This is a genomic window from Ancylobacter gelatini (assembly GCF_022601675.1).
GTDB lineage: Bacteria > Pseudomonadota > Alphaproteobacteria > Rhizobiales > Xanthobacteraceae > Ancylobacter > Ancylobacter gelatini.
This window is the reverse complement of the sequence record NZ_JAKVIL010000001.1, coordinates 302779-316243: the sequence shown is the minus strand read 5'-3', so window position 1 is coordinate 316243 and position 13465 is coordinate 302779. Positions and strand designations below refer to the sequence as shown.

Sequence of the window (13465 nt, the reverse complement as noted above, 5' to 3'; positions counted from 1 at the left end):
ATAGCCGCCATGCAGGTCATCCATTCCCCGCGCCATCTCGGCCATTCCGGCCATGTCGAACTCAATGACGGGCGCATCGTGCCGGCCTTCGAGAAGCCCGAGCGCGTCGAGATGGTGCTGAAGGCGATCGCCGGCCGCGACCTCGGGCCGCTGGTCGGCCCGCAGCCGCACGGGCTGGATCCGGTGCTCAGGGTGCATGAGCCCGACTATGTGCGGTTTCTCGCCAATGTCTGGGGCCTGTGGACCAGCGAGGGGCGCGAGGGGCCGGCGCTGCCCAGCTTCTGGCGCGCGCCGGGCATGCGTTCGATCGAGCCGGCAGCGCTCGACGGCAAGCTCGGCCATTTTTCCTTCGATGCCGGCTGCTGCATCGTCGCAGGGACGTGGGACGCTGTGCAGGCCAGCGCCGACCTCGCGCTCACCGGCGCGGACCTGCTGATGGCCGGCGAGGCCAGCGCCTTCGCCTTATGCCGCCCGCCGGGCCACCACGCCCATGCCGGAACCATGGGCGGCTATTGCTACCTCAACAACGCCGCCATCGCCGCGCAGGCCCTGCGTGACGGCGGGATGACCCGTGTGGCGGTGCTCGATGTCGACTATCACCACGGCAACGGCACGCAGGCGATCTTCTATGACCGCGCGGACGTTCTGGTGTGCAACATCCACGCCGACCCGATGCAGGAATTCCCCTATTTCCTCGGCCATGCCGACGAGTTGGGCGCCGGCCCGGGCGAGGGTTTCAACGCCAATTACCCCCTGCCCTGGGGCACGGATTTCGCCCGCTGGAGCGAAGCCCTGGCCGCCGCATCGGCACGGATCGCCACCTTCGCGCCGGACGCGCTCATTGTCTCGCTCGGCGTCGACACCTATCAGGGCGACCCGATCTCGCGCTTCCGCCTCGACAGCCCGGATTATCTGCGCATGGGCGCGATGATCGCCGGGCTCGGCCTGCCGACGCTGTTCGTGATGGAGGGCGGCTATGCGGTCGAGGCCATCGGCGTCAACGTCGCGAACACGCTAGAAGGCTTCCTGCAGGGGTGAGCCCCCTCACCCTTCCACCCGGTTGCGGCCATTGCGCTTGGCGGCGTAGAGCTGCTGGTCCGCGCGCTCCATCAGCTCCGCCAGCGTGTCGCCGGGTCGGCGCTTGGCGATGCCGAAGCTCGACGTCACCCGCCACGGCGCGGGGATGATGCCCTCCTCGCCCGCCTCCACCCGCAGGCGCAGCCGCTCGCAGAAGCGGGCCGCGTCGGACAGAGCAGCGCCGTGCAACAGGATGGCGAACTCCTCGCCGCCGATCCGCCCCGCCACATCGTCCCGGCGTACCGCCTCCCTGATCCAGCGGCCGAAGGCGCGGATGACCGCATCGCCGACGCCGTGGCCATAGGTGTCGTTGATCGCCTTGAAGTGGTCGATGTCGCAGAACACCAGACAGGCCCGCTCCGGCCCAGCCCTGGCAAGAGAAGCGCCCGCCTGCTCCTCGAAGCCGCGCCGGTTCAGCAGCGGGGTCAGGCCATCGCGATTGCGCTCGGCGCGCAGCCCTTCGATGATGTCGAGCGCGATGGCCAGCAGGAAGGTCAGGCACAGCATCAGGGCGAGGATGATCAGCGCGAAATTCAACAGCGAGAAGAACAGCGACGCCCGGTAGTTCTCGACGTTGACGGTGCCATTCGGCCCGTCGGCGAACAGGGTCAGCAGCGTGCGGGGCAGGAAATGCAGCCCGACCAGCAGCACCGTCCAGAACAGCACGCGGTCGATCGGCTTGGGGTCCCGCGCCAGCCGCAGCCGCAGCGCCCCGAACACCAGCACCGCCCCGCAGCCGAGATTGAGCACATAGATGCGGATCGTGAGATCCTCGTGCACATAAAAGAAGAAGGCGATCAGGCCGACGATGCCGCCGGCCAGCAGCGCCAGCCAGGGCACGTTGCCACGCACGCCGGCCCGCATCAGCAGCGCCTCGACGAAGAGGGCGAGGCACGTCATGTACAGGACGGCGGACACCATGGTGTTCACGCCGTATTTCGGCGAGAGCGGGAGAAACATCTGCGCCAGCGCAGCCACGCTGTAGAGCCCGGCGGCGGCGGACATCAGCAGGATATGGCGCTGGCTGCGGTGGTTGGTCCACAGCACCAGAAACACCAGCGCGAAGACGATCCCGATGGCCGGATTCAGCAGTGCGAACAGGCGCAGAGGTGTCACGGAGCAAATCTTCCAGGCGGCGGATGATGACCGTAGGCGGGCCGCCGCTTGGTATCAAATTAGTGGTGTCGTGGCGACGCGACGTTACAGCCGATACAGGATCTGGCCCGTCCCGAAACGCTCCGGCCGCTGGAGCAAGCGGTCGATCACCTAAAGTCCCACTACCGCGGACCTAAGCCGCCTCACCCTTCCACCCGGTTGCGTCCGTTGCGCTTGGCGGCGTAGAGCCGCCCGTCCGCGCGCTCCATCAGGCTCGCCAGCGTGTCGCCGGGCCGCCGCTCGGCAATGCCGAAGCTCGACGTCACCCGCCACGGCGCGGGGATGATGCCCTCTTCGCCCGCCTCCACCCGCAGGCGCAGCCGCTCGCAGAAGCGGGCCGCGTCGGCCGGAGCCGCGCCGGGCAGCAGGATGGCGAACTCCTCGCCGCCGATCCGCCCGGCCACGTCGTCGCGGCGAACCGCTTCGCCGATCCAGCGGCCGAAGGCGCGGATGACGCCATCGCCGACGCCGTGGCCATAGGTGTCGTTGATCGCCTTGAAGTGGTCGATGTCGCAGAACACCAGACAGGCGGGCTCCGGCAAGGCGCGGCCGAGATAAGCGCCCGCCTGCTCCTCGAAGCCGCGCCGGTTCAGCAGCGGGACCAGAGCGTCGCGATGCCGGTCGGCGCGCAGCCCTTCGATGATGTCGAGAGCGATGGCCAGCAGGAAGGTCAGGCACAGCATCAACACGATGATGATCAGGGAAAAATTGAGCCCGGTCCAGAACATGGAGCGGCCGAAAGCGCCGCTCGTCAGCGTTCCGTCGATCATCAGGGTCAGCACGGCGCGCGGCAGGAAATGCAGGCCCGCCAGCAGGAGAAACCAGAACATCACCCGGTCGATCGGCTGGGTGCGCCCGGCGAGGCGCATGCGCAGCGCCGCGTAGCACAGGAAGATGCAAAACCCTGCACTTACGATGAAAATTCGCGTGTGGAGATCGCGGTCGATGTAGAAGAAATAGAAGATGGACAGGAAGATGCCCGCCGAAATGACGAGACTGCCGATATAGCTGCCGCGCACGCCGACGCGCCGGGAAACCGATTCCGTGAACAGGCCGAGGCTGGCGAGATACAGCACGTTGGCCAGCAGCGTGTTGGCGCCGACATCCGGCGGAATCTGGAAAATCTGGACCAGCATCGCCAGCGAGAAGGCGAAGCACGCCCCGCCCATCAGCAGGATGTAGACGCGCGGCTTCTGGTTCAGCCAGAGCAGCACAAAGACCAGCGTGAAGACCAGCCCGATCGAGGGGTTCAGCAGCGTGAAGAGCTTGACGCCGGTCATGCTGAGCGGATCCCCGGATACCGGCAGGGAACCGACATCAGGTCCCGCCACCTTCGGTAGCGGGATAGCATCCGATCAGGCGATGCGGAAGCCGCGGCCGGTGCGGCGCCCTACAGCCGATACAGGATCTGGTCGGTCCAGAACCGCTCCAGCCGCTGCAGCGAGCGGTTGATCACCTGGAAATCCTGCGCCGCGATGCCGCCGATCTGTTCGATGGTCGCGACATGCTTGGCGTAGAGCGCGCCGACGATCTCGCGGACCTCCTCGCCTTTCGGCGTCAGGCTGATGCGCAGCGCGCGGCGATCCATGCGCGAGCGCTGGTGCTCCAGATAGCCCATCTCGGCGAGCTTCTTGATGTTGTAGGAGACGTTCGCGCCGAGATAGTAGCCGCGCGTGCGCAGTTCGCCCGCCGAAAGCTCGGCATCGCCGATATTGAACAGCAGCAGCGCCTGCGCGGCATTGACGTCGGTGCGCTCGCGCCGGTCGAACTCGTCCTTCACCACGTCGAGCAGGCGGCGGTGCAGACGCTCCAGCAGCGTCAGCGCCTCCTGATAGAGCGGCGTAATCTTGTCCTTCTGCGGCTCGAAGGCCGCGACATTCGCGGTCCGCGCTGCGCTCTTCATGTTCGACACCTTCGAATTCCGTCGCGGGGATTGTCTCCCTCTCCATCGGAATACAGTGTCGGGCGCGGCTTCTAAAACCGCTTTAAGCAGGACGATGAATCCTTCGTAACACCTTATGCCTTACAAGGACTTAACATCCGCTCGCGCGCCTCTCGGCTCAACGCTCGCTTTCGCGCGCGGCCTTGTAGGTGAGGAAGGCGTAGATCGCGACCAGCACCGTCTCGACGCCGGCGACGATGAACAGCCGGCCGACGCCTTCGGGCGCCGAGGCGTTGATAAGGATCTGCACCATGGCGGTCACCAGCCACAGCACCACGCCCCAGGACGCGCCAAGCCACAGCCCCACCGCCGCCACCGGATTCATGATCGCCGCCCAGATCACGGCGGACTGCGCGGCCATGGAGATCATCTCGAAACGGCTGGTCTCGCCGTCCCAGACGCCGCAGATCAGCGTCCAGCTGTAGATGGTCTTCACCAGCAGGAAGCCGGCGAGGATGCGCAGATACAGCAGGACGCGCCGCTGCCAGGGGGGCATCGCGGTGCCGGCCGGGCCGAGCGTGGCGTCGATGGGGTCGTAAGGCGAGCTCATGGCGCCTCAATACCCCAATTTGCGCTCACGTCAGCACCAATTCGTCGGGAAGCGGCACCTCGAACAGGGTATCGATCACCGCCGGGTCTACCTCTTCCAGTCGTTCCGGCCGCCAGCGCGGCTTCTGGTCCTTGTCCACCAGCACGGCGCGCACGCCCTCGTAGAAGTCGTGCCCGTCCAGAACCCGGCTCACCACGCGGAACTCCAGCGTGAGACATCCCGCCAGATCGTGATGCAGCCCGCGCTGCATCTGCTGGAACGCGATGTTGACGCTGGTCGGCGAGGCGCGGCGGATGGTGGCGGCCTGCAATTGCGCGAACTCCGCTTCCACCCCCTCGCCCCGCGCGGAATAATCCAGCGCGGCCAGCACGGCGAGCACGCTGGTGCCGGCGAACACGCGGTCGATCAGCGGGTAGAGCGGGCCGAGCGAGGGCGGCGGCGGCGCGGCGGCGAGGCTGGCGAGCACCGCGCCCATCTCCTCCCCGCGCGACAGCCGCTCGGTCAGCTCCGGCCAGCGGGCCACGGGAACGTGATGGGTGTAGAGCCCGATCGCCATGGCGTCGGACATGCCGATGCGCGCGCCGGTCATGGCGAGCCAGGTGCCGCTCCAGCCGGCAAGGCGCGGCAGCACAAAGGTGCCCCCGACATCGGGAAACAGGCCGATGGCGACTTCCGGCATGGCGAAGCCGAGCCGCTCCCCGGCGACGCGATAGCGGCCATGGCCGGAGACGCCGAATCCCCCGCCGAAGCACAGCCCGTCGACCAGCGAGACATAGGGCTTGGGATAGCGCGAGATGAAATGGTTGAGCTGGTATTCGTCGCGCCAGAAGTCTCTCGCCAGCTCCTTGTTCCCGGCCTTGCCGTGGTCGTGCATGTGGCGCACGTCGCCGCCGACACAGAACGCCTTCTCCCCGGCGGCGCGCAGCAGCACATGAGCGACCGAGGGGTCGATGGCCCATTGGTCGAGCTGTGCGCGCATGGCCCGCACCATGGCGTGGTCGATGGCGTTCAGAGCCTTCGGCCGGTCCAGCGTGATGATGCCGAGGGCCCCGGACTGCTCGAATCGAATGCCGATAGAATGGGTCACGGGCCTTATCCTCGCCGGCTGGGATCGTCGCTCTGGGATAAGCCCTTGCGTCACAGCGTCAACATGACCCGCCGCGTTTTCGTGCGAATACGTATTGGCCCGCTCGGCAACTCGCGCTGTGTGCAATATGACGTTATAAGCATTTCAAACTGCCGGTTGAGTGTGAGCATGCCCATGGCCATTCCCTTCGCCCGCCCCCGTCCCGCCTTCCCCGAACCGGGGCGGCCGGACCTGTCGTCGCGGCTCGACCTTGCCCAGCGCCCCCGGCGCAACCGCAAGTCGGAATGGGCGCGCTCGCTGATGCGCGAGAACACGCTGACCGTCGCGGACCTGATCTGGCCGATCTTCGTGATGGAGGGCAGCAACGCCCGCACCCCGGTCGGCTCCATGCCGGGCGTCGAGCGCCTGACCGTGGACGAAGCGGTGCGCGACGCCGAGCGCGCGGCGAAGCTCGGCATTCCCGCGCTGGCGCTGTTTCCCTACACCGATCCGTCGCTGCGCACCGCTGACGGGCGCGAGGCGCTGAACCGCGAGAACCTGGTCTGCCAGACCCTGCGCGCCATCAAGGCCGAGGTGCCGCATATCGGGCTGATCACCGACGTCGCGCTCGATCCCTATACCAGCCACGGCCATGACGGGCTGCTGGACGGCGACGGGCGCATCCTCAATGACGAAACCGTCTCGGTGCTGGTGGAGCAGGCGCTGGTGCAGGCCGATGCCGGCGCCGACGTCATCGCCCCGTCCGACATGATGGACGGCCGCGTGGGCGCGATCCGCCGCTCGCTGGACGCTGCCGGCTTCCTCGACGCGCAGATTCTCGCCTACAGCGCCAAATACGCCTCGGCCTATTACGGCCCGTTCCGCGACGCGGTCGGCTCCTCTGGCTGCCTCACCGGCGACAAGCGCACCTACCAGATGGACCCGGCCAACGGGATGGAAGCGCTGCGCGAGGCCGCGCTCGACATCGAGGAAGGCGCGGACATGCTGATGGTCAAGCCCGGCCTGCCCTATCTCGACATCGTGTACCGCTTGAAGGACGCCTTCGGCCTGCCGACCTTCGCCTATCAGGTGTCCGGCGAATACGCGATGATCGAGGCCGCCGCGCGCAATGGCTGGCTCGACGGCGAGAAGGCGATGATGGAGAGCCTGATGGCCTTCAAGCGTGCCGGCGCCGATGGCGTGCTTACCTATTTCGCCCCCCGCGTTGCCGAGAAGCTGGCGCGCGAAGCCTGATCGGGCGGCGGGCCGGCGGGCTCGCCGCGGATGTGAGGCCGGATGCGCGCTCTCGCCGCCGTGGTGCTGGCCCTTGCCGCTTTCTGCCTCGTCGGCTGCGGCTCGGTGATTGATGCCGATCAGGCACGGATCTGCCGCGCTGTCGCGCCCGCTCTCCACCCGGACGGCACGGAAATTCGGGAGACGGTGCTCTCACCGATTCCCGGCGCGGCCAATGCCATGAAGCTGACCTACCGGGCGCGCGGGTCGAGCGGCAATCTTCACCCGCACTGGCTGATCTGCTCCTTCGGCGGGCAAACCGGCCTGCCCCGTTTCAACCTGACCGCGATCGACACCGATCGCGGCCCGCTCAGCGGCATCAAGCTGCTCATTCTCAAGCGGTGGTGGCTGGACAAATCACCGCCCGAGCCTCGCGACAAGCCACCTCTGCTCACGCTTCCCGCAGGCTCCGCCTATTGGTTGCAGCAAGGGCTGAACGGCGTGGTGAGCGCCGGCATTTATGGGCTGATCGCCACCAGCTTCTCTCTGGTGTTCGGCCTCACCGGGCGCATCAATCTCGCCTTTGGCGAGATCGGCGTGTTTGGCGGTGTCGGCATGCTGGTGGCGGCGGGCATTGCCGGGTCCTTCATGCGGCTTGACGGCCCGCTGCTCGCTGCCGCGCTCGGCGTCGGCGTCGCGAGCGCGGCCCTGTTGAACTGGGTCACCGGGCGGCTGATCATCCTCCCGCTGGCGCGCCGAACAATCTCGCCGACAGCGGCGCTTGTCGCCACTCTGGCCTTGTCGATCGTGCTGGCGGAAGCCCTGCGCATCACCGAGCCACAGCGCGAAAACTGGCTGCCGCCGCTTCTCAACCGCAGCCTGTTGCTGGCCGATGACGGCCAATTCCTCGTCACCACCACGCCGGCGCAGATGCTGGCCGCCGGCCTGTGCTTCACTGCCGTCTCCACCCTGCTCGGCCTTATGGCCTTCACCCGGTTCGGCCGGGCGTGGCGGGCCTATGCGCAGGACCCGCTGATGGCCGCTCTGCTCGGCGTGCCGGTGCCGGCGCTCCGCGGCTTCACCTTCGCGCTTGCAGGCGCCTGCGCCGGGCTGGCAGGCACGGTCATGGTTCTGGCCTATGGCACCGTTCAGCCCGGCGACGGGCTGGCCGTCACGCTCAAAGCCTTGATTTCGGCGGTGATCGGCGGCATTGGCTCCGTGCCGGGCGCTTTTGTGGGCGCGGCCGTCGTCGCCGGCATCGAAGCGCTCTGGTCGGGCAGCTTCAATATCGTGTATCGCGACGTGGTGATCTATTCCCTCCTGGCGGCATTTCTCGTGCTGCGGCCCGGTGGGCTCCTCCAGCGCGCGGCGCCCTCGCCGCGAGAATTCTGAGAATTCCGATGTCCCTGCCCGTTACTCCCGCCGATGTCGCTAGCGCCCGCCATGTGCTGACCGGCGCGGTGCTGCGCACGCCCACGCTGCCGGCGCCGCGCCTCTCGGCGATTACGGGCGCACACATCTTCGTGAAATACGAGAACCTCCAGGTCACTGCCAGCTTCAAGGAGCGCGGCGCGCTGGTGAAGCTCGCCAGCCTGTCACCCGAGGAGCGCGCGCGCGGCGTGGTCGCCATGTCCGCCGGCAACCATGCGCAGGCGGTGGCCTACCACGCCGCCCGGCTCGGCATCCGCGCCACCATCGTGATGCCCAAGCACACCCCGATCGTGAAGGTCGCCGCCACCGAGGCTCATGGCGCTCGGGTGGTGTTGCACGGCGAATCCGTGGGCGACGCCTCCGAGGAGGCCGACCGCATCGCCAAGGAAGAGGGGCAGGTCTGGGTGCATCCCTATGACGACGCCCATGTCATTGCCGGCCAGGGCTCGATCGGCTTCGAGATGCTTGAGGATGCGCCGGACCTCGACGTGCTGGTGATCCCGGTCGGCGGCGGCGGCCTCATCTCCGGCATCGCCACGGCCGCCCGCCACATGCGCCCCGATATCGAGATCGTCGGCGTCGAGACCACGCTCTATCCCTCGATGTGGAACGCGCTGCATCAGGAGAACCGCCCCTGCGAGGGCGCGACGCTGGCGGAAGGCATCGCGGTGAAGAATGTCGGCGCGCTGACGCGGGAGATTGTCTCCGCGCTGGTGTCCGATGTCGTGCTCATCGACGAGCCGACTTTCGAGCGCGCGGTGAACCTGTTCCTGACCCAGCAGAAAACGCTCGCCGAGGGCGCCGGCGCCGCCGGTCTCGCCGCCGTTCTGGCCGATCCTGACCGCTATCGCGGCCGCAATGTCGGCCTCGTGGTCTCCGGCGGCAATATCGACCCGCGCATCGTCGCCTCGATCATGCTGCGCGAACTGGAGCGCGAGGAGCGCATCGTCTCGTTCCGCTTCTCGATGCTGGACCGCCCCGGCGAACTCGGCATCATCTCCAGCCTGCTCGGCAGCCTGGGCGCCAACATCCTGGAAGTGGAGCACAAGCGCCATTTCCTCGACGTGCACGCCAAGGGCGCCCGGCTCGACGTCACGGTCGAGACCCGCGACCGCGCCCATGCCGATCAGGTCCACAAGGCCCTGATCGAGGACGGCATGGACGTGGTGCGCATCGACTGGAATTCGACCGGCGCCTGAAGCCCTTGAGCGCAACCCTTGCGACAATCGGCTCCTGCCCCCAGATTGGTGCGGGAGCCGAGGAGCCCCTTCATCCATGTCCAATCCCCATCATTTCGACGATCTGGACGGTCCACGCGTCTACGCGTTCGATCCGGTCGCCGAGCCGGAATATTTCCGCGGCGTGCTGTGGCGGCGCTTCTTTGCCTTCATTGTCGACGCGGTGATCATCTGCGTCCCGGTGGGGCTGGCCGCCCTCTTCATCCTGGTGTTCGGCATCGTCACCTTCGGCTTCGGCTGGCTTCTGTTCGGGCTTCTGAGCCCGGCCTTCGTGATCTGGGCCGTGGCCTATAGCGGCCTGACGCTCGGCGGCCCGCATTCGGCAACCATCGGCATGCGCATGATGGAGATCGAGATGCGCCAATGGGACGGACCGCCGATGAACGCGCTGCTCGCCGTGCTGAGCGTGGTGCTGTTCTGGGTGTTCATGAGCGTGCTGACGCCGCTGGTGCTGCTGGTCGGGCTATTCAACGGCCGCAGGCGGCTGCCGCACGACCTGATCATCGGCACGGTCGTCACGAATACCGAGGTCCGCGCGAACACGCTGCGCCGCTACCGCTGAACAGCGGGCCGACCGGGGGCATTTTTTGTCCGGCAGGCCCGCAAGAAGCTTTGACGCGGAGGCCGCCGCGCGCAATCCTGATGTCAGTCAAACTCACAGACGGCCGTGACCGAACATCCGCGCGACACACCGCAATTCTACCTGACGGCACCCTCCCCCTGCCCCTATCTGCCGGGCCGCGAGGAGCGGAAGGTGTTCACCCATCTGGTCGGTGAGCGCGCCACGCAGCTCAACGACGTGCTGACCCATGGCGGCTTCCGCCGCAGCCAGTCCATTGCCTATCGCCCGGCCTGCGAGCATTGCCGGGCCTGCGTCTCGGTGCGGATCTGCGTCAGTGATTTCCGCGAGACGCGCGGCTTCCGGCGGGTGCGCAAGGCGAACGCCGATCTGATCGGCGACATGCGCGCCGCGGTGCCGACCGCCGAGCAATATTCGCTGTTCCGCGCCTATCTCGACAGCCGCCACAGCGATGGCGGCATGGCCGATATGAGCGTACTCGACTATGCGATGATGGTGGAAGACAGCCATGTCCGCACGCGGCTGATCGAATACCGTCCGCGCGGACCCGATACCGGCATCACCGGCCGGGGACAGGGCGCGCTGCACGCGGTGGCACTCAGCGATATTCTCGCAGACGGGCTTTCCATGGTCTATTCGTTCTACGAGCCGGAGGATATCGGGCGCTCGCTCGGCACGTTCATGATCCTCGACCACATCGACAAGGCCCGCCAACTCGGCCTGCCCTACGTCTATCTCGGCTATTGGGTCGAGGGGTCCGAGAAGATGGCCTACAAGGCCCGCTTCCTGCCCCAGGAACGCCTCTCCCCGCCCGGTTGGGAGCGGGTGGAGGGGTAGGCGTCAGCTGAACCTGTTGTTCCTCGGGAAGCCCTTGGGCGGGAGGCGGCCGGCGGTGGCGCGCTCGCCGCGCCATTCGGTGAGGTCGTTCACCGTCCAGTTGCGCTTCGAGGTGTCAGTCCAGGTCAGGCCGTCGGCGGCGGTGAACACCTTTACGTCCGACATCAGGCCGTCCTTGTAGCGCTGCAACCGCACGCCGCGCCCACGCACCATTTCCGGCACCTGAACCAGCGGGAACACCAGCAGCTTGCGGTTCTCGCCGATCACCGCCACCGTGTCGCCGACCGCCGGCACCACGCGGAACGCGTCCTGCGCGTCGACGCCGAGCACCTGCTTGCCCTTGCGGGTGTTGGCGAGGCACTCATCCTCGGAAACGAGGAAGCCGCGCCCCTCCTTCGCCGCCACCAGCAGCTTCCGCCCGCCCTGATAGGGCAGCACGTCGACGATATCGGCCTCCTGTTCGAGGTCGATCGACAGGCGCAGCGGCTCGCCATGGCCGCGTCCGCCGGGCAGCTTCGAGGCTTCGAGAGTGTAGAAGCGGCCATTGGTGGCGAACACCAGCAGCTTCGAGGTGGTCTCGGCGAAGAAGCTGAGCTTCAGGGAATCGTCGCCCTTGAAGGCGAGGCTGGACAGGTCTGCGACATGGCCCTTGAGAGCGCGAATCCAGCCCTTTTCCGACATCACGACCGTGATCGGCTCGCGCTCGACCAGCGCCTCGCTCACCGCGGTCGCGTCATGGTTGCCGGCCTCGCCGAAGCTGGTGCGGCGCTTGCCGATCGCGGTGTCGGGACCAAACACCTTGCGCATCTCGGAGAGCTGCCAGCCGACGGTCTTCCACTGCTTGGCTTCCGAGCCCAGCAGTGCCTCGATCTCGCTCTTCTCGGCGGAGAGCGCGTCATGCTCCTTGCGGATCTCGAACTCCTCAAGCCTGCGCAAGGAGCGCAAGCGCATGTTGAGGATCGCTTCGGCCTGCACGTCGGTAAGTTCGAACCGCGCCATGAGCACAGGCTTGGGCTCATCCTCCTCGCGGATGATGCGGATCACCTCGTCGAGGTTGAGATAGGCGATCAGGTAGCCGCCCAGCACCTCGAGGCGGTGCTCGATCTGCTTCAGCCGGAACCGCGAGCGACGCAGCAACACGTCGCGCCGGTGGCCCAGCCATTCGCGCAGCGCCTCGCCAAGGCTCACCACCTTCGGCACCAGCCCGCCGACCAGCACGTTCATGTTGAGCGGGAAGCGGATTTCGAGCTCGGTGAGCTTGAACAGGCTCTCCATCATCAGCTCGGCATCGACGTTCCGCGCGCGCGGCTCAAGCACGAGGCGCACGTCCTCGGCCGATTCATCGCGCACATCGCCGAGTAGCGGCAGCTTCTTCTCGTTAAGCAGGTCGGCGATCTTCTCGATCAGCCGCGACTTGGCGACGGTGTAGGGAATCTCCGTCACCACCACGACATAGGTGCCGCGCCCGGTCTCTTCCTTGTGCCAGCGCGCGCGCAGGCGGAAGCCGCCGCGGCCGGTGGCATAGGCGTCGGCCATCGAGGCCGGGCTCTCGATGCACACCCCGCCGGTCGGGAAATCCGGGCCCTGCACGAATTTCAACAGGTCGTCGGTGGTCGCCTCGGGGTGGTCGATCAGGTGCAGGCTGGCGTCGATCAGCTCGGCCGCATTGTGCGGGGGGATCGAGGTCGCCATGCCGACGGCGATACCGGTCGAGCCATTGGCCAGCAGGTTCGGGAAGGCGCCGGGCAGCACGCCGGGCTCCTCGCTCTGCCCGTCATAATTCGGGCGAAACGTCACCGCGTCCTCGTCGATGCCGTCCAGCATCAGCCTCGCGACCTCGGTCATGCGCGCTTCGGTGTAGCGCTCGGCGGCAGCGTTATCGCCGTCGATATTGCCGAAATTGCCCTGGCCATCGACCAGCGGATAGCGCTGCGAGAAATCCTGCGCGAGGCGCACCATCGCGTCGTAGATCGCGGCATTGCCGTGAGGATGGAACGAGCCCATCACGTCGCCGACGATCTTGGCCGACTTGCGGAAGCCGCCGCCAGGATCAAGGCGCAGCAGCCGCATGCTGTAGAGGATGCGCCGGTGCACCGGCTTCAGCCCGTCGCGGGCGTCCGGCAGGGCACGGTGCATGATGGTCGACAGCGCATAAGCGAGGTAGCGCTCCTCGAGCGCCGCCTTCAGCTCCACCGGTTCGATCGAACCCTCGTCCATCGGAATCGGTCCTTCCTCCATTCCCCTTCGCTACATGGAAGCCGGGACGGGAACAAGACGCGAACGCCACATCGCCGCGGTCATGCCGATGGCTTTTTAGGCAGGACCCGTCACGAGGTGAGGCATTATGTCACAATTT

Annotated in this window: 12 protein-coding genes; 6 read left to right on the top strand and 6 right to left on the bottom strand. The window is 67.0% G+C overall.

The annotated features are described in order from the left end of the window. Nucleotides 1-9: 9 nt before the first annotated feature. Complete coding sequence (locus tag MKI84_RS01575; protein ID WP_241616211.1) at nucleotides 10-1038, top strand: histone deacetylase family protein; 1029 nt, start codon at nucleotides 10-12, stop codon at nucleotides 1036-1038. A 6-nt stretch (nucleotides 1039-1044) separates the two neighbouring features. Here MKI84_RS01575 and MKI84_RS01570 read toward each other — a convergent pair whose 3' ends face one another. The 5 genes from MKI84_RS01570 to MKI84_RS01550 form a co-directional block, all read right to left on the bottom strand. Further along, nucleotides 1045-2193, bottom strand: a complete 1149-nt coding sequence (locus tag MKI84_RS01570; RefSeq protein WP_241616210.1) for a GGDEF domain-containing protein — start codon at nucleotides 2191-2193, stop codon at nucleotides 1045-1047. Nucleotides 2194-2375: 182 nt separating this feature from the next. Then, nucleotides 2376-3512, bottom strand: a complete 1137-nt coding sequence (locus MKI84_RS01565) for a GGDEF domain-containing protein (RefSeq protein ID WP_241616209.1) — start codon at nucleotides 3510-3512, stop codon at nucleotides 2376-2378. A 110-nt stretch (nucleotides 3513-3622) separates the two neighbouring features. After that, entirely contained in the window at nucleotides 3623-4135 is a 513-nt protein-coding gene (gene ldtR, locus MKI84_RS01560; protein ID WP_241616208.1) for a transcriptional regulator LdtR, read from the bottom strand. A 157-nt stretch (nucleotides 4136-4292) separates the two neighbouring features. Beyond that, nucleotides 4293-4724 (bottom strand): DUF6163 family protein, encoded by a 432-nt coding sequence (locus tag MKI84_RS01555; RefSeq protein ID WP_241616207.1) that lies wholly within the window; start codon nucleotides 4722-4724, stop codon nucleotides 4293-4295. Between the two features lie 25 nt (nucleotides 4725-4749). Then, nucleotides 4750-5811, bottom strand: coding sequence for an enoyl-CoA hydratase/isomerase family protein (locus MKI84_RS01550; protein WP_241616206.1), 1062 nt, complete (start codon nucleotides 5809-5811; stop codon nucleotides 4750-4752). A 174-nt stretch (nucleotides 5812-5985) separates the two neighbouring features. Here MKI84_RS01550 and hemB point away from each other — a divergent pair, with 174 nt between their 5' ends. The 5 genes from hemB to MKI84_RS01525 all read left to right on the top strand — a co-directional run bounded on the left by hemB (nucleotide 5986) and on the right by MKI84_RS01525 (nucleotide 11109). Further along, entirely contained in the window at nucleotides 5986-7044 is a 1059-nt protein-coding gene (gene hemB, locus MKI84_RS01545) for a porphobilinogen synthase (RefSeq protein ID WP_241616510.1), read from the top strand. A 42-nt stretch (nucleotides 7045-7086) separates the two neighbouring features. Further along, complete coding sequence (locus MKI84_RS01540) at nucleotides 7087-8415, top strand: branched-chain amino acid ABC transporter permease (protein ID WP_241616205.1); 1329 nt, start codon at nucleotides 7087-7089, stop codon at nucleotides 8413-8415. An 8-nt stretch (nucleotides 8416-8423) separates the two neighbouring features. Then, nucleotides 8424-9653, top strand: a complete 1230-nt coding sequence (locus MKI84_RS01535) for a threonine ammonia-lyase (protein ID WP_241616204.1) — start codon at nucleotides 8424-8426, stop codon at nucleotides 9651-9653. Between the two features lie 76 nt (nucleotides 9654-9729). Next, a complete protein-coding gene (locus MKI84_RS01530) occupies nucleotides 9730-10254 on the top strand; it encodes an RDD family protein (protein WP_241616203.1) in 525 nt (174 codons plus the stop codon). Nucleotides 10255-10359: 105 nt separating this feature from the next. After that, the gene (locus MKI84_RS01525) at nucleotides 10360-11109 is read left to right on the top strand and encodes an arginyltransferase (RefSeq protein ID WP_241616202.1); all 750 of its coding nucleotides are present in this window, start codon (nucleotides 10360-10362) and stop codon (nucleotides 11107-11109) included. 3 nt (nucleotides 11110-11112) lie between these two features. Here MKI84_RS01525 and parC read toward each other — a convergent pair whose 3' ends face one another. Then, nucleotides 11113-13347: a DNA topoisomerase IV subunit A gene (gene parC, locus MKI84_RS01520; protein ID WP_241616201.1), complete on the bottom strand. Its 2235-nt coding sequence runs from the start codon at nucleotides 13345-13347 to the stop codon at nucleotides 11113-11115. Nucleotides 13348-13465 lie beyond the last annotated feature (118 nt).